This is a genomic window from Sanyastnella coralliicola (assembly GCF_030845195.1).
Classification (GTDB): domain Bacteria; phylum Bacteroidota; class Bacteroidia; order Flavobacteriales_D; family Sanyastnellaceae; genus Sanyastnella; species Sanyastnella coralliicola.
In genome coordinates, this window is record NZ_CP132543.1 from 1780209 (window position 1) to 1798244 (window position 18036).

At 46.3% G+C, this 18036-nt stretch carries 12 protein-coding genes; 8 read left to right on the top strand and 4 right to left on the bottom strand.

All coding sequences use genetic code 11. From position 1 onward, the window contains the following. Nucleotide 1: 1 nt before the first annotated feature. The 3 genes from RA156_RS07520 to RA156_RS07530 form a co-directional block, all read right to left on the bottom strand. Nucleotides 2-997 carry a class I SAM-dependent methyltransferase gene (locus RA156_RS07520; RefSeq protein WP_306643955.1) on the bottom strand — a complete coding sequence of 332 codons (996 nt, stop codon included), beginning with the start codon at nucleotides 995-997 and terminating at the stop codon, nucleotides 2-4. Nucleotides 998-1353: 356 nt separating this feature from the next. Next, nucleotides 1354-2043, bottom strand: coding sequence for a LytR/AlgR family response regulator transcription factor (locus RA156_RS07525; RefSeq protein WP_306643956.1), 690 nt, complete (start codon nucleotides 2041-2043; stop codon nucleotides 1354-1356). Between the two features lie 11 nt (nucleotides 2044-2054). Continuing rightward, entirely contained in the window at nucleotides 2055-4466 is a 2412-nt protein-coding gene (locus tag RA156_RS07530) for a PAS domain S-box protein (RefSeq protein WP_306643957.1), read from the bottom strand. 137 nt (nucleotides 4467-4603) lie between these two features. On the opposite strand from RA156_RS07530, the gene RA156_RS07535 reads away from it, so the two are divergent. The 4 genes from RA156_RS07535 to RA156_RS07550 are packed head-to-tail and all read left to right on the top strand — an operon-like array spanning nucleotide 4604 to nucleotide 10506. Continuing rightward, complete coding sequence (locus tag RA156_RS07535) at nucleotides 4604-5995, top strand: LysM peptidoglycan-binding domain-containing protein (protein ID WP_306643958.1); 1392 nt, start codon at nucleotides 4604-4606, stop codon at nucleotides 5993-5995. After that, nucleotides 5992-7458: a GDSL-type esterase/lipase family protein gene (locus RA156_RS07540; RefSeq protein ID WP_306643959.1), complete on the top strand. Its 1467-nt coding sequence runs from the start codon at nucleotides 5992-5994 to the stop codon at nucleotides 7456-7458. Before RA156_RS07535 ends, RA156_RS07540 begins: the two co-directional genes overlap by 4 nt. After that, nucleotides 7445-8791 (top strand): GDSL-type esterase/lipase family protein, encoded by a 1347-nt coding sequence (locus RA156_RS07545; RefSeq protein WP_306643960.1) that lies wholly within the window; start codon nucleotides 7445-7447, stop codon nucleotides 8789-8791. Before RA156_RS07540 ends, RA156_RS07545 begins: the two co-directional genes overlap by 14 nt. Next, a complete protein-coding gene (locus tag RA156_RS07550) occupies nucleotides 8788-10506 on the top strand; it encodes an MBOAT family O-acyltransferase (protein WP_306643961.1) in 1719 nt (572 codons plus the stop codon). The genes RA156_RS07545 and RA156_RS07550 overlap by 4 nt, the downstream gene beginning before the upstream one ends. Before the next feature lie 60 nt (nucleotides 10507-10566). Here RA156_RS07550 and RA156_RS07555 read toward each other — a convergent pair whose 3' ends face one another. Then, complete coding sequence (locus RA156_RS07555; RefSeq protein ID WP_306643962.1) at nucleotides 10567-10737, bottom strand: hypothetical protein; 171 nt, start codon at nucleotides 10735-10737, stop codon at nucleotides 10567-10569. A gap of 444 nt (nucleotides 10738-11181) precedes the next feature. Between RA156_RS07555 and RA156_RS07560 the strand changes: the two genes are divergently transcribed. The 4 genes from RA156_RS07560 to RA156_RS07575 all read left to right on the top strand — a co-directional run bounded on the left by RA156_RS07560 (nucleotide 11182) and on the right by RA156_RS07575 (nucleotide 18008). Further along, a complete protein-coding gene (locus tag RA156_RS07560; protein WP_306643963.1) occupies nucleotides 11182-11511 on the top strand; it encodes a PadR family transcriptional regulator in 330 nt (109 codons plus the stop codon). A 1-nt stretch (nucleotide 11512) separates the two neighbouring features. Then, the gene (locus RA156_RS07565; RefSeq protein ID WP_306643964.1) at nucleotides 11513-13105 is read left to right on the top strand and encodes a PspC domain-containing protein; all 1593 of its coding nucleotides are present in this window, start codon (nucleotides 11513-11515) and stop codon (nucleotides 13103-13105) included. A 143-nt stretch (nucleotides 13106-13248) separates the two neighbouring features. After that, nucleotides 13249-17007, top strand: coding sequence for a DUF7948 domain-containing protein (locus tag RA156_RS07570; protein WP_306643965.1), 3759 nt, complete (start codon nucleotides 13249-13251; stop codon nucleotides 17005-17007). Next, a complete protein-coding gene (locus RA156_RS07575; protein WP_306643966.1) occupies nucleotides 17004-18008 on the top strand; it encodes a PorP/SprF family type IX secretion system membrane protein in 1005 nt (334 codons plus the stop codon). Before RA156_RS07570 ends, RA156_RS07575 begins: the two co-directional genes overlap by 4 nt. Nucleotides 18009-18036 lie beyond the last annotated feature (28 nt).

An 18036-nucleotide genomic window follows, 5' to 3' on the forward strand; every position in this document is an offset into this window, starting at 1 on the left:
ATTATATCTTCTCTGCTACTATATTCATCGTGTCTAGTAGGTGTGGTCTGTGCTTCGCAAACCACTCTTTTTCTCCTTTTACTCCCCAGCGCATCGTCCACTGGTACTTCATCCATTTCTTAATCTGACCAGGAAGGTGGCGTAGACTTTTCATTGCTCCGAATCGATCAATCGATACCACGCGGTATCCTGCTGACTCCAATAATTTCGTAATGGTCTGTGGGGTGAAGTAGAATGTGTGTTGTCCGTGGAGGTAATACCAGTCTTTACCAAAGACTTTATATCCCATTGAACTGATATCCATTGTGCTGATGAACAGCTTCCCTCCTTTTGGCTGGAACTTTGCGATTTCTTCCAAATCCCCTTTTGGATCTAGGAGGTGTTCAATCAAATCGAACATCGCTACCGCATCAATTTGCTTCTGTGTACGTGAGTTCATCACATTATTCAGCGAGTCAACGGTTCCGAGGTAAACCTCTTCCATTCCGCTGTTACCTGCTGCCTGTACACACTTCAAATTCATTTCAATACCAAACGCATCAATCTTCTCACGACGAAGCAAGTTTGGAAGAACTCCGTAACGCGTACCAACGTCGAGCAAACTTGGGTTCTTCTTATTTCCCATGTGCTTCTTGATCCAGTCAATGTGGAAAGCGAATTTGTGGTTTGCCATCTCCTTTGCCTTATTGATCTTCGTTGGGATGTACGTGTTTGGGTACAACTGGTGCAATGCCTCTTGAGAGAATCGCTTATTCTGATAGATGAGACCACAGTCCTTACATTCTACAATACGAAGTTCAAGTCCGAGGTTAGCGTCCCATGAATAGGTATCGAACCATTCCGGATCGAAGTAGTTTTCAGGGAAGTGATGTACAGTCTCGTACTGATCGCTTCCACAACATCCACATGATACGTGCTCTTGAATCTTAGGCTCGAACTTCGTTTGAATTACGAGTCCTGGTAATAATTCTAGTGCTTTAACTCCTGCTGCGGTCATCTTCGGTATCTTTTTGTTATCCTCTTAGTTCTGCGTCGTTCTTTGTGTTCGTCTCCTCGGCGGTGATACTTGCGCTTGTACTGCCTTCCCAATCCAAGTGCCTTCAAGAATCTCACTTTGTAGATTCGGGACTCGTAATGGAAAGTGGCACTCAGTGGTTTCACCACCCACAGCACTCTGATGAGTCCCAGTAGGGCTCCCCATCCTGCTAGCATTCCCATGCCTCCTTCTCCTATGGCGATCTGAACGATTTGCATAACACGTTTGCCTTAAACGCATTACAAAGTTCAGAACGGATCAAAGGAAAAGTTTCGCTATTTCGATGAGCTGCACGGTTCCTTCGACGAACGGTTTGTCTAAAGCAGATTGAGTTTTTCCATGAACGCTGGACGCATAGACCTAGAAATAGGTACTACGCTCTTCCCTACTACCACTGACTTCTCATCAACATCGGCGATGTGATCAGTATTAATGATAAAGGAACGGTGTGTTTTGAAGAACCGAGGTTCTGCACTGAGTTTGTCTTCGATGCCCTTGAGGGTGCTATGCACCACGTGTCTCCCATCCTTGGTGATGAATTTCACGTAGTCACGCATGCTTTCAATCACATAGATCTCATCGTAGGTCAGCTTAACTAGCTTCCCTGAGACCTTTACATAGATTGAATCATCGCTCTTCTCAGCAGGAACTTCGATTGGTGTAGTTGTTCGTTTTACCTTGTTGATCGCTTTGATCAAACGAGGTAAGGCCACCGGTTTTTCCAGATAATCAAGAACATCAAATGAAAATGCTTCGAAGGCGTACTCGCGATTCGCAGATATGATGATCACTGCTGGCAACTCATCAGAAGCCTCCAACAGTTCTAATCCAGTCATCTCTGGCATCTCTACGTCAAGAAACACAAGCTCGTATTTCGACGCTTGCATCATTCTCATCGCTGTCAATGCATCCTCCGCACAAGCAGGAACAATTCCATCAATCTTCTTACAAAGATTCTCAAGAGAAGCTCTTGCCATTTCATCATCATCGACGATCAAACAATTCATTTTCAGTAATCTTAATTAGGTTCAGCGTCACTCAACGCCTGCTTTACGATGGCCAATTTAGTTTGAGACCTGTTGATCTCTCGATGAATTTCGACGAAGAGGTTGTCAGATAATTCTGAGCTTCTCAGGTTTTTCTCTAGTGATTTCCAACGCTCGCTTTGTTTCGGGAAACCGACCATTCGGAACGATGGGTAGATCTTATGAATGATAGAAGCACATGCATCCGCTTCTGATTGCGTCGCCAGCTCTCGCAATTCTTCGAGGTACTGAGGCATGTTTGCCAAGAAGAGACCGAACATCTGAATCTCGTGTGCCTTGTCACCACCGTAGAGTTCATCCATAACGGATTGATCCATGCTTTCTTCATCATGTTCTGATGTAGCTCGAGCACTTTCTCTTTCCAAGCCAAGGAGCTCATAGATCGCTGAAGGAGAAAAAGGTTTGGTGATGTATTCATTCATCCCCACTTTGAGCGAAGCCTCGATGTCTCCTTTAAATGCAAAGGCTGATAAACCGACGATCCTTGTCTTGGTATTCGGGTTACTCGCATCTCTCCTGATTTCTTCTGTGACCTCTAGTCCAGTCATCTTAGGCATTTGCACATCCATAAAGATGACGTCCACTTTTCCCTTTTGACTTAGATTGAGGGCTTCTTGTCCGTCAACGGCTTTCTTCACCTCTGCTCCTTCTCGCGTCAATAAGTTTGAAAGAAAGACCATGTTCATCGGATTATCTTCAGCAATCAACACCGTCAATCCCTTGAGGTTCGATCTAAGTGCGCTTCCAGAAATATCCGCGGTTTCTTCCGCGACTTCATATGGAACATCAATAAAGAAGCGCGTACCATTCCCTTTCTCGCTTGAAACACTGATGTCTCCATCGAGAATATCAACCAGCTTGCGTACGATGTTTAGGCCTAAGCCACTTCCTTCTCGTGTTCGAGCATCGGGGTCATCTGAACGCTGGAAGCGGTCAAATACGGTTGCGAGATCCGTAGCGTCTATTCCGATACCGGTATCACTAATCTCAATCAGGAGGGTGTCATCTTCTTGCTGTACTTCAAGCGATACGAAGCCTTCGTCTGTGAATTTCACGGCGTTACCTATCAAGTTCAGTAAGACCTGATTGATTAACACTTGATCCGCCTTAATCATCTTAGGTACCGATGGGTCAATCTTCAAGATGAAATCGATGTTGCGTTCTTTCAAGTTATACGAGAACATCTGGTAGAAGCTCTCAAACAGTTGATGCACATTGAATGTGCTCGGCGTGAGTTCTACTTCCCCAGCCTCAATCTTGTTGTAGTCTAACACATCACTCACCAAACCTTTTAGTAACTGTGCACTGTAGTGAATGGAGCGCATGTATTCCACTTGATCATTCCGCAAGGCTGAATCGAACATCAGATGCGACATCCCCAAGATGACATTCAATGGAGTTCTGATCTCATGGCTCATGCGTGCCAAGAATTCCTTTTCCGCTTTTTGCGCCTGTTCGGCGGAACGCCTGGCGTCTTTTAGTTCTTTCTCAATGAGCTTACGGTGGGTAATGTCAAAGTGGATCCCTACTGACCCCGTAATATTCCCTTCATCATCAATAATAGGAGCGCCTGAAATGACCAGCCAGCGAATTTCACCGTCTTTTCGTTTGAACTTGATTTCATAGTGATCAGTGACACCTTCTTTTCTGAGCGCCTCCTTTGACTCCATTTGCTCAAATTCTTCTTCTGAAGCGATGAAAAGATCTTTAGCGTTCTTCCCTTCGATTTCACTTAGCGCATATCCACACAATTCAAGGAAGGAGTCATTGGCACTGATGACACGTCCTTCTATATCAACTTCCATTAGACCCAATTGCATGTTCTCGATCATGCCGCGGTATTTCTCTTCGCTTTGGGTTAACAGGGTTTTAAGTGCATACTCTTCTGTGATGTCGCGCGCCACTACATATACTTGATGTAGATCATCACCTTCTTTAATGAGTTGCGCGTTTTGGCCAATCCATCGTACCCTGCCTTTGTCATCGACTACTGGAATCTCCAAGTACGAGTTGGTCGCGTCATTGGCCACTTGCTCAGCATAAAAGGCAGCTACCTCTTGCTTTGAATCTTCTTGAATCAACTCTAGAAAATGCACTCCTTCTATTTGTTCCCAGGGTTTCCCAAGAAGACGAAGACCTGAATTATTCATAAAAAGGAAGTGACCATCAGCATCGAGGGTGTAGATCACATCAGTAATCGATTCGATCAAACGACGGTAGAGCGCTTCGCTGTCTTCGGAACGACGAACCAATTGGGTATTTAGCTCCATGAGCTGTTGGTTCGCCTCAAAGAGCTCCCCAGACTTGAGCTCCATCGTGCGTTCTGCCTCCTTTCTTGCCGCACGCTCCCGTGCTATGATTCGCTTAAAATCCTCAACATTCATAATTCCCAATCAAGGTACAAGATAGTTTTCGGCTCCATTGTAAGACTTCGACGAGTTGTTCATATTCTCTATCCATCGTTGGTAACTTCAAAAAAGTGTAGACCAAAGGCGGTGGTCACCTCGTTATCTTCGCAGTTATGCTGCGTTTGCTGTCTATACTTAGCTTGTTTTGTGCCGCTCATGCGCTCCATGCACAATCGAATTATGAAGAGATCTTATCCTCTTCACAACAGCAATGGTTATTAGAATTGTTCACCGAGACCTATCCCGATGCTTCGGTTTTACAACATTGTCCACCTGATCTAAAGCAGCAGATTCCTGAGAGTTCGGCCCTCGATGAAAGCTTGCATCCATATGCCATGGATCGAACGGCTGAAGCAAAATGCATCGCTTATTACTTCAACGACGATTGCCAAGCCTTCTCGAACTTGCGCCTACTGAGTGATTTGTACTTCCCGCTCTTTGAACGTCACCTGCAATCTGCAGGACTTGAAGACGACTACAAGTTCTTACCTATTGTGGCTTCAGCGCTCAATTCATCTTTTGATGACGGAAAGAATCACGCTGGATTGTGGGGGTTGAGTTATCCAGACGCTAGACTTGCCGGACTTGAAATCAATACAAACGTAGACCAACGTAAAGCACCTGACCTAGCAACGAAAGCCGCGATTGAACTACTTAAAGGGTATCACGAGCGATATGATGGAGATCCACTAAAAGTAGTGGTGGCCTACCTGAGAGGAATTCACTTCACAGATCGTTTCACACCAGGAGAGCATCCTGAAGATCCTCTACTGACTGAGCAGTTGACTCTACTTCATGTCAGCATTCGTCTCTTCAAACACACGGAAGCCGAACACCACCTGATGGACTGGCTCACCTTACTTCAAGAATATGAAGCTGTGCCTTTGATGAAGGAAACAAGCAAAGACGGGATGGCTGATTTGCTTTCAGTAGATCGTCATTTAATTGATGGTTTAAATCCTGCGTTCCATGGTAACAAAGTGCCAGGAATGTATCGTGCTTTGCCATTCCTACTCCCGAAAGGAGCCTTGGATGAATTCCACACCGTGGAAGACAGCCTATACTGCTACAAGCCAAAAGAAGAGATCGTGGAAGCGGCACGACAAGCAGAGGCTAAGCGCGAACCAAGCGGAGATGCTACCTATTATACGGTCCGATCTGGAGATGTACTCGGTGTTATTGCTCAACGATTTGGCGTTCGTGTTTCTGAATTGAAACGTTGGAACAATCTCCGAAGCGACCGCATCGACGTGGGGCAGAAATTGTTGATCTACGGCGACAACAAAAAGCAGCCAACTACCAACACTCAACCGAAAAAGACCGACACTAAACCGAAGGTCACTCCGAAAGGAGACTATGTCGAGTATACTGTACAGTCTGGAGAATCGCTTTGGCTTATCGCCAAGAAGTTTCCGGGCGTAAGCGCAGATAATATCATGGAATGGAACAATATCACCGATGATATTCGTCCAGGACAAACACTAAAGATCTACACCAACCAATGAGCGGGAAGTCTTTCCACCCACCCCAACGAACGTTGATTGCACTCGTCCTTTGCTTTGGGATCTGTTTTGGAATCGCCCAGGTATTCCCAACCGACGGAATAAAAGTCAACGATGATTTCGAACTGGTTTTCCTTGACCCGAGTGACTTCATCCCTCACCCTCCAGCCGCACGAGATGGTATCGAAGATGCGGATGCTTATTTGGCTGGTTTTGATGCTGTATTAAACGAAGACTCTGTTCGCCAAGCCCAAGAGGCAGCTATTCAGGCTGAAGCGGATAGTGCCAAGGCACGAGCGCTTCGTGAGCAACAACAACGTGAAATTGAGGCGCGCAAGGCACTGCTGAAAATTCAAGCAGGACCAGAAGGCATCAAGAATCTCGACGAATTCTTCGCTAGCGCTGCTTCCGCTTCCGCCAACGGCGAAAAAATCAGAGTCATACACTACGGTGATTCTCAAATTGAAGGAGATCGCATTTCTCGTTTGATTAGAAACGAACTTCAGAAGAAATACGGTGGTCAAGGCCCTGGACTCATTCCTCCAGTAGAAGTCGTTCCGAGCGTGGCTATCAAGCAAGAAGCGGAAGGAAACTGGAAGCGTTATACCATTTACGGTCGAAAAGACACCACGGTGAAGCACTCCCGTTACGGACTCATGGGAACCTTCGCACAGGTTGATTCAGCCGGAGGAAAACTGAGCTTCTACCCGAGTAATATGGCCTACGGCTTATCGAAGAAATTCTCTGAGGCCACCCTTTACTATGGAAGCTTCGGAACCGGCGGTGACATCAAGGTCTTATTCGGTGACTCTCTTGTGCAGACGATTCAAGTGGGAGATTCATCGGGATTGCACACGAAGAAATGGCAGCTGAGCAACATCAAGAAAGGCATCCACTTCGAAACCAATGCCTCAGACCTTGAATTCTATGGATTGGCCTTGGATGGTAAATCAGGAATTCAAGTCGACAATGTGCCGATGCGCGGTTCTTCTGGTACGATCTTCAAACGTATTGATCGATCTCAAATGCGATCTCAGCTAGGTTCGGTGAACGCGAAACTGGTGTTGCTCCAATACGGAGGAAATTCAGTTCCGTATGTCAAAGACACGACGCAAGCCGTTAATTATGGTAACTGGATGCGCAGTCAGATCAAGTTCTTGCAGTCAGTGATGCCAGACGCCGCCTTCATTCTTATTGGTCCTTCAGACATGGCCTACAAGGAAAAAGAGGACTTCGTTACCTATCCTTACTTAGAATCAGTTCGTAATGAACTAAAGCGAGCAGCCTTTGAAACCGGGTGCGGTTTTTGGGATATCTACGAAGTCATGGGCGGAAAGAACTCCATGCAAGCCTGGGTTGATGCCGATCCTCCGTTGGCTGGTAAAGATTACGTCCACTTCACTCCGAAAGGAGCGCGTAGAGTTGGTGAGCTGTTTATGAAAGCATTAATGGATGAAGCTGAATAAGCGAAATAGGACTGTCTTTTCAATTGTCGTGGTAATTGCCACGGTGGCTTTTGTCGGATTCCGCGTTAGCGAAAGAACCATCAATCCGCCAATCAGCAGCGTTGACATGCCTTCATTTGACCACAGCGATGCTGAGAAAAGCTTCCCATTTATTCAATTTGAGAAGAATGAGCTCGTCTACCCTTCGAAAGAGAGCAACATGGAGCCTGTTTATGAAAAGCTACAAGACATTCTCTACAATGGACAAGGTGAACTTGCTATTCTTCATATGGGCGGATCACACGTTCAAGGCGGCGCTGTTGGACACCGCATGCGTGAACTCTTCGAAGATCTGGCGTATGGAACCACACAACAACGTGGACTGATGTTCCCGTTTCGAGTAGCGCACACCAATAGCTCAATTTACACATCAAGCTCATATACAGGCGATTGGGATGGTTGCCGTTGTGCTCACAATCGCCATCGGTGTGATTGGGGAATGAGTGGAATGGTCGCATCGACTACTGACAAAGACGCCAGCTTTCAAACATGGGCTTACCGCAGAGACAGTAGCTTGTATGAAAGTGATCTTGTGCGACTTTACGTGAGTAATGGAGATCAGCAATTCACCCCTCAATGGGACGGTGAAGTTGAGCCAACCTCTGTCACCTTTGACAGTATCGCGAGCTACTATGAATGGATTTTCCCAGCTCCTGTAGATACCTTGAAGTGGTCGTTCACGGCGGATAGCTTGGCATCGTACGTTGAAGTACAAGGAGTGTATATGGGGAACTCCAAAGGAGCTATTACCTACAATGAGATTGGGGTAAATGGAGCGAGTACTCGTAGTTACCTACGTTGCGACTTCATGCCAGAGCAACTGCAGACCCTCCCTCCTGACTTGGTTTTCTTTGGTATCGGCATCAACGATGCGCACGTGCCTTCAAGCCAATTCAGTAAGGCAGATTTCATTCAACGCTATGATACGTTGGTGTCTTACATGAAGTCTGTGAATCCTGAGGTCGCCATCGTTTTCCTGACCAACAACGACTCATTCTACCGAAAGCGATACGCTAATAAGAATGGAAAGGTGGTGCAAGAAGCGATGTACGAACTTGCTGAAAAGCATCAAGCCGCAGTTTGGGACCTGTTTGAGATTATGGGTGGTTTCCGCTCGATCGAGGCATGGGATCGAACTGGACTAGCAAAGAACGATAAGATCCATTTTACCAGAGATGGATACTACTTACAAGCTGAGTTAATGTACGAGGCCATCATGACTGATTTCAGTGATTGGATGGTTGATCAAAAAGACGCAGCAGCTACGAACAATGAACCCGGTGGAGCACCATGATTGATTTTGGCGTTCAGGCAATCCTGAAACACTTCTTCCTATACAATGATACTGACCCGATGATCTTTACGAAAGGGATCTTCTGGTGGTTCTTCGCTGTGGTATTGGTTGTACAATCATTTCTTCACCAACGACAAGCAGCACGTAACGCCTTTCTTTTTGTGGTGAGCTTATTCTTTTACTTCAAGACAAGTGGATGCTTCTTCACCATACTCCTTTTCTCTACCCTGACAGACTATTTCATTGGTTTTCGGATTGAGAAGGGTAAGACTACGCTAACGCGGAAGCTGTGGCTCGCATTGAGCATCACCATCAACTTATTGGTGCTGATCTACTTTAAGTACGCCTACTTCTTCGCAGACTCCTTTAATAATCTGCTTGGAACGGAATGGCATCCCGTCAATCATTTCGCTGGCTTTGCCAATGAAGTCTTTGGGTCCACTTTCCGGGCTGATATGATTCTGTTGCCCGTGGGCATCTCCTTCTTCACCTTCCAGACGATGTCGTATTCCATTGACATCTTCAGAGGACATGTGAAGCCTGTGCGCAGTATTCTTGACTTTGGATTCTATGTTTCCTTTTTCCCGCAGTTGGTGGCTGGTCCGATTGTACGTGCGGCTGATTTCATTCCGCAATTGTATGAGAAGTATTCGCTAACGCGGAAGGAGTTTGGGATCGCCATGTTCTGGATTGTCAATGGTTTGCTGAAGAAGGTATTGCTTGCTGATTATTTGGCCTTGAACTTCGTTGACCGTGTATTTGCTAACCCAGGTGGATATACCGGATTTGAGAACTTAATGGCGCTCTATGGCTACTCGCTTCAGGTATACGCTGATTTCTCTGGTTATACCGACATCGCCATAGGTATCGCCTTATTACTTGGATTTAGACTACCTAAGAACTTCGATTCACCATACAAGGCAGACAGTGTGGGGAATTTCTGGAAGCGTTGGCACATCTCCCTCTCGAGTTGGTTGAAAGACTACCTATACATCCCCATGGGTGGAAACCGTGGAGGTTCGTTGTTTACCTACATCTCGCTTGCCTTTGTTGCCGGTTTTGTGTTCTTATTGAGTGGATCATTGATGACCTTGGTTTGGTTTGCTGCTGGAATCGCAGTCGCCATTATCATTGCGATGATTTTCCCGAAGATCAAGAAATGGTACACCACCAACATCAACATGATGATGACCATGCTCCTTGGCGGACTATGGCACGGTGCAAGCTGGAACTTTGTACTGTGGGGCGGTTTGAATGGTTTAGGACTCGTGGTCTATAAGCTTTGGAGAAAGATTAGTCCATGGGAGAACAAATCACGCTGGTGGAATCGCGCTTGGGCGATCTTCTTGACCTTCAACTTCATCTCGTTCACGCGTATCTGGTTCCGAAGCGGTTCCGCGAATACTTGGGAATCGATGAACGAAAGTCACGACATTCTAGCCGAGTGGTTCACAGCGAATACAATGTTGAATCAGTTAGGGAATATTGATTTCAGTGTGGCACCGGATGTATTGGCCGGGTTTGCGCCTGTATTCATTGTGATGTTGCTAGGCTTCATTATACACTGGCTTCCTTCTTCTACGAAAGACTGGTATCGCAATAAGTTTGCTACCGCTCCGATTGCTATTCAGGTATTGGTTGGTATTGTTACCGTTTTCATCATGTACCAGGTGCTGTCAGCAGATAGTCAGCCATTTATCTACTTCCAGTTCTAAAGTTTGGGCATAAAAAAACGCCCCCACTCAGTGGAGGCGTTCCATATGATTTAGTCTTTTTTAATCTGTGCTGGAGTCATCTATCACTTCAACAGCTACTCCGTTATAAGCTGAGCACTGTTTTGTCTGTGTTCCGCAGCTAGTGAGTACAACTGACAATGTAAGTAGTCCAAGCAACATAATGATCAACTTCTGCAGTACCGTGTGGTACATCTCTTCAATCGGCTTCATCAGAAAATTTGGTTTAAAGTCGGATTAGGTTTGGTTCCTAATACGGCCTTTTTACATACAGGTTTCAAAAGTGAAGCTAAAAGGTAAGAGATTTATGTCACAAAGTAGATCAGAACCCTACAAAAAGTAGTAGTCCTAACACTCCGATAATTGCCCATACGAACTTCTTGATAGGCGTAGGCATTGCTTTTGCTCTGGCCATGTCTTTGATTTTTAGCAGGTTCAACAATAGTTACCAGTAAGTCAGGTCATCTTTCTCTTACGTTTTCGACTGATTTTGGTTACAAATCGTCCACCTCCCTCCTACACGATAAAATTTTTACCTCTGATTTTCAGCTAGTTAGTAATTTTAACAGTACTATGTGTTGCATAGTACCCTCTAATGGATATATATTTGCCATGTCAACTACTATATGAGTAGTCAACTACTGAAAAAATGGATGTATGAACATTGAAAACACGAAGGCACAGATGCGGAAAGGCGTGCTAGAGTATTGCATCCTCTCGATCCTCTCTCATCAGGAGGCTTATCCATCAGACATCATTGCGATGTTGAAAGAAGCCAAACTGATTGTGGTCGAAGGAACCCTCTACCCTCTGCTCACCCGTTTGAAGAATGCCGGATTGCTCAGCTACCGCTGGGAAGAATCTACCTCCGGGCCACCACGCAAGTATTACACCTTGACAGAAACCGGACAACTTTTCCTGAAAGAACTAGATAAAACCTGGAGTGAACTCGCCAGCGCCGTCGATCACACCACCAAAGCCAAGTAAAATGAACAAGACACTTTCTGTAAACATTGGAGGATTCGTCTTCAACATTGAAGAAGAAGCCTACGAAGCCCTCCGAAAATATATCGACTCGATTGCGTCCTTCTTCCGAGGGCAAGAGAGCAGCGATGAGATCATCGGTGACATCGAGCAACGGATCGCTGAGTTGTTCAACGAACGACTAGGTGAATCACGACAAGTAGTTACTCATGAAGACGTGGACGCTGTGATTGAGATTATGGGTCGACCTGAACAGTACGCTGAAGCTGATGAAGCGGCAGAAGAAACGATGGAAGGTAAGACCAGCTCAAAGTCAAAGCGCAAAAGCACGCGTCGTGTATACCGCGACTCCGAAGATGCGGTTCTTGGTGGGGTAGCCTCAGGATTGAGCTACAACCTCGGATGGGATCCGTTGGTACTGCGTATCATCTTCGTATTGCTAGCCTTCTTTGGCTTGGCGGGTATCCCGATCTACATCATTCTCTGGGCAGTCATTCCTGAAGCAAAGACGACAGCCGAAAAACTGAGAATGCGCGGGGAAAAAGTAAACGTCGAGAATATATCGAAAGCGGTAAGCGACAGTGTAGACAATGTGCGCGCTTCATTCGACGGAAATGGAATACAGCGTGGAGCTGACAGACTCTTCTCTGCTGTAGCCTCTGTTTTCAATTTCCTCGCGCGAATCATTAAGACAATTGTGGGAGTAGTATTGCTAGTTGCGGGAGCAGGGATGATCATTGGCTTTGTGATCATGGTCTTCGGACTAGCATCTGGTTCTACAGTAGCCAATAATCTCTCGCTTTCATTCATCCAAGAGTTCATATTCTTCAATGAGAACATGTTTGTTCTTGCAGTCATTGCAGGTATCCTCCTCTTCACGGTACCAATGCTCGCCTTTCTTTACGGTGGAGTGCGTCTTTTGCTCAACTACACGCCTCCAGTGAAAGGTATCGGACTAACATTGATCAGCTTAATGATTCTCGGTTCGGTACTGGCATCCATTGCCGCCGTAAATCAAGGAACCGAGTATTCACAAGAGGAAAGCGTAGAAGTCCATATGGCACTTGATGTACCAAGTGATACCTTATATGTAGTCTGCTCAGACGATCCACACTGGCACAACCAGCTTCGTCCGCGCTCTATGGATCACATGGAAATGATTAAGCGCGAAGGTGATACGATGATCTTTGGATACCCTGAACTGCAAGTAAGCACTTCAAATGTTCAATTCTTCGACCTGGAAACAAGGAAAAGAGCGGGTGGTAAATCACACACGGCCGCCATTGAACACGCTGAAGAGCTTGATTACAACTACTACCTAGAAGGTGACACCCTTTACCTTGATCCGTATTTCACGGCTCCTTACAGCCAGCGATTCCGTGATCAACGTGTGAAGGCGAGAATTCACATTCCCGAAGGCAAATATGTGTACATCGATAAATCAGCAGAGCGTATCATCCGCTACGGAAAAAGCAGTGGGTTTGACGAACTCTGGGATTACGAAGTGCCCGAAAATACTTTCATCAACAATGGTGAAGAAATAAAATGCTCTTCATGTCCTGTTCCTAACGAGGAAGAGGAAGAAGAGGAATCATGATCGTAACTCATTTAGGATTCGAAACGCGATCACTATCTCAACAGAAACCGCCCCTCCCTCCGGGCGGTTTTTTCTTTTTAAAGAATCCCCGAATTACCGCTTCTCGCGTGTATTCTGCTCAGCTGATTTCTTAAATTGCAGTAATGGGCAATTGGCAAATCGTTCCTTTCCTCATCGCTTCTTTGCTGTGGTTGAGTTCTACAGCACAAGAACAACCCTACTACCATTACATCCAGAACCACGGACAATGGCCTGATCAGGTAGTGGCTCAAGTGGAGATTGAGAATGGACACTTCTGGGTTGAAAAGGAAGCGTTTACTTGGCATTTCTGGGACCTCTCTGCTATTTCAGCAGTTCACGGAACAAATACCGACGTTTCCGCGCTAGCGGGTCAATCCAAAATCAAAGGTCACGTCTATAAGACCAACTTCGCAGGTGCCAACCCTGACGCAGCTATCTCTTTCGAGGGTAAACAGAAAACTTACTACAACTACTTCTTAGGCAATGACCCTGAAAGGTGGAAAGGAGAAGTTCCGGCTTTCGCGGGAATGCGCTACAGTGAGCTATACCAAGGAATCGATCTTCATGTCTACTCTTCAGACTTCACTTTGAAATACGACTTCATCCTTGACCCGGGAGCTGACCCAACTCAGATTGCCTTTCAATACGAAGGTGTCGAGAGTATCTCCCTGAGAAACGGTCGATTGATCATCGAAACCTCGGTGAATGAAATGGTGGAACAGGCACCGATCGCCTGGCAGGTAGCCAAGAATGGTGAGAAGATTCCAGTAAGCTGCAGGTATGTCCTTCAAGGAGATATGGTTGGATTTGAATTCGACTCGAAACTAGACCCAAACCTCAAAACAGTGATAGATCCGGTGTTGGTATTTAGCACCTATTCAGGGTCAACATCAGATAACTTCGGTTACACGGCTTCCTTTGATGACGAAGGGTTCTTATACAGCGGAAGCTCCTCTTTCGGAACAGGCTATCCAATCACAACGGGTGCTTACCAATCTGACTGGGGAGGTGGCGACGGACAAGGTTTCTTGGCGGGCACCGATATCGCTTTGAGCAAATTCGACGTGAGCGGAACCTTTATGGTCTGGTCAACATACCTAGGAGCAGATAATGATGAACTCCCCCACTCATTGATTGTGACTCCAGGAGGTGAATTATTGGTCTTTGGTACGAGTAGCTCGCCAGAGTTCCCAACCACAGATGATGCCTATTCATCTTCATTCAATGGAGGATCCACCATCGCACCTAGTGGTGTGGGTGTAGAGTACGTGAACGGCTCTGATATTATCGTCACTAAGTTCACTCCTGACGGAACGAACCTGATAGCTTCAACCTTCCTTGGGGGAAGCGGGAATGATGGGGTAAATACAGCAACCAGCTTGAAGTTTAATTACGCCGACGAATTCCGTGGTGAGATTGAATTAGACAATGAAGGCAATGTATATATCGCAAGTTGCACTTATTCTAATGACTTCCCGGTCGTGGGAGGATTTCAAGGGTCAAATGAAGGTGGACTAGACGGTTGTATTGTCAAGTTCAATGAAGATTTGAGCGATGTATTATACAGCACCTACATCGGTGATTCTGGAGATGACGGTGTCTACTCTCTAGCCATCACAACAGACAACAACGTCTATGCCTGTGGCGGAACAACAAGCTCAAACTTCCCAGTAACCAACGGATCTTACCAAGAGACTTACGGCGGAGGAAGTGCTGACGGATTTATCTGCCTGATTCCTGAAGATGGTTCAAGCATCACCGCTGGGACTTTTTTAGGCTCAACAGCATATGACCAGTGTTACTTTGTTGAGGCCGATAAAAACAACGTCCCGCATATCTACGGACAAACACTCGCCTCCGGAACGACATTCATCATCAACGCAGCCTACGGAAACGCCAATAGCGGAATGCTTGTAGCTAAGCTCGAACCTTCGTTGGATGAACTTACATGGTCAACCGTATTCGGGAATAGTAGTGGTGAGCCCAACCTCTCTCCTACAGCGTTTCTTGTGGATGTCTGCGGTAAGATTTACCTCTCTGGTTGGGGCGGAACAACGAACACTAGTTCCAACCCACAAACTGACACGGTCTTCAATATGGACCTGACCGATGATGCCTTTCAAGACAACACCAATGGAAGTGATTTCTACCTCTTGGTAATCGAAGACGACGCCAGTGACATTGTTTATGGATCTTACTTTGGTGGATTGACCAGCTCAGAGCACGTTGATGGTGGAACCAGTCGATTCAACCGCAAAGGAGAAATCTACCAAAGTGTATGTGCCGGATGCGGAAGCAATGACGACTTCCCGATTTTCCCTCCGAACGCGCACTCATCTACGAACAACAGTACCAATTGCAACTTGGGGGTTTTCAAATTCGACTTTGAGCTACCGATCACCGTGGCTGACTTCTTTATTCCGCCGTTAGGCTGTGTAAATGAACCCATCGCATTCCAGAACAACAGTAACGTATCGATTGAATTCTTCTGGGACTTTGGCGACGAAACGACATCAACATTCCCAAACCCGATTCATGAATATGAAGAGCCGGGGATCTATGAAGTGATGCTCGTAGCGAACCATCCTGCGACATGTAACCTTACTGACACCTTGTTCCGAACCATTGAGATTCTTGAGCCTCAAACTACTCAGTTAGGCGACTTGGAAATCTGCAGCGGACAAAGCGTGCAGTTAGGTCCAGTTCCGCAAGAACCAATTTTCGGTTACGAATGGGATCCGATTGGGACCCTTGACGATCCTGACTCAGCTGAGCCTACAGCCACACCAACTGAAGATACTGACTATACCCTGCTCCTTGATAATGGTGCATGCGTAGACACGTTGTTCCAGACGGTGGAAGTCACCGTTCTCGACTTAAGCGTCCCAGACGATATTGTGCTTTGTGGACCTGGAGACATCATTACCCTTGAAGCCACTTCCAGTGAAACTGGAGTTGAATGGTTGTGGTCTTCTGATGAAGACTTCACTGATCAGTTGAACGTAGATGAAGACGATAACGACATTGATGTACTCGTTGATGAAGAGACCTCATACTACGTACAAGCTACACTAGGTGAATGTGTCACTACCGAAGAGGTATCTATCTCTTTCATTGTAGGGGCGCTGAATCTTGGTGGAGATCAAGTCGTTTGTGCTGGTGACACTTTGACCATCTCAATACAAAACGACCTACCTGGTTTTACCATTGAGTGGTACCCTGAAGATGTGATTATCGCAGGCCAAGGAACGCAGTCTATTGACATTGTAGTTCCAGGTGAAACCGTGGTTGGTGTCAATGCAAGCGATGGCGACGGATGCGATCTCAATGGTGAAATCACGGTGGATGTCAGTGGAATTTCCCTCGATCAAATCAACGCAAATGCCGATCCAACAGACATCATCACCGGAGAGTCTACTACCTTGACTGCCAACCCTCCAGGCTTTGACTACGTATGGTTTCCAAGCACTGGAGTGAATGATCCAGGTGCTCAAATCACAACAGCCACTCCTGAAGAGACAACTACGTATTACTTAACTGTAGCTGACGGAGAATGCATCTACAACGACTCTGTCACCGTTCGCGTATTTGACTTTACATGCGGACCACCGAGCATTTACGTCCCGAACGCCTTTACTCCGAATGCAGATAGTCAAAATGAGCTGCTCTACGTCAGAGCGAACTTCGTCACAGATCTTTACTTCGTCATCTATGATCGATGGGGTGAGAAGGTCTTTGAAACTACTGAGCTCAGCAAGGGATGGGATGGACGCTATAAAGGACGTCCGGTTGACCCTGCGGTTTACGTTTACTACCTCGAGGCAGTATGTGAAGACGGACAAGAGTTCTTTGACAAAGGAAATATCACGGTGATTCGATGAAACACCTATTCATTGTCATATCGCTGTTTGTTTCTGTTTCCGCGCTAGCGCAAGACATACACTTCTCACAGTTCAATGTAGCGCCGATGGTCTACAACCCTGCATTCACAGGCATGTTTGAAGGCGATGTACGCTTTATTGGAAATCAGCGCACGCAATGGCGTTCAGTAACCGTTCCGTACAACACCGTAGGCGGAAGCGTGGATGCCCGAGGAATTTTATCCCAAGACGAACTAGCTGGAGGGTTCTCCATCTACCAAGACCGCGCTGGTGATTCTCGCTTGAATACCCTTGCGATCAACGTGGCGGGCTCTTTTGAAGTGGCACAAAGTTTTGACTCACTGCACCGATTTTATGTTGGTGCGCAAGTTGGACTAACACACCGCAAAATAGACTACAGCGCCCTCACCTACGACAATCAGTGGAATGGCTTCGCTTACCAGAGCTCCTTAGATCCGAATGAGGATTTTGCTCGAGACGCGCGAACTCACGGCAATCTGAATATTGGAGGAGCATGGCAATACCGCAAGGACAAACGCCATGACATTCAGGCAGGAATTGCTTTTCATCATTTGAATGGCCCTAAGCAGAGTTTCTTTGATGACCCTTCCATTCGACTAGACCTTCGTTTCTCGGTAAACGGAAGCGGGGTTTGGAAAGTCAATGAAGAATGGGATGCTATGGGCGGTATTCTCTTCCAACGCCAAGGTACATTCATGGAAATCATCCCTGGGGCTGGTGCGCGGTATGTGCTTGAAGATGGACGCGGCATGTTCAGAACCATCTTCGGCGGAGTTTATTGGAGAACACGTGATGCAGGATATATTCTGGCTGGAATGGACTACGATCAGTGGCGTGTCGGTTTATCTTATGACATCAACACCAGTGACCTAAGACCTGCTAGTAATGCACGCGGAGGCCTAGAGATTAGCGTTGTGTACATCCTTGAACGAATTGTTCCCCCGACAATAAATCGTCGTTTATGCCCTGAATACCTCTAGGGCTATAATTCCTCGCAATCGGTTTGTA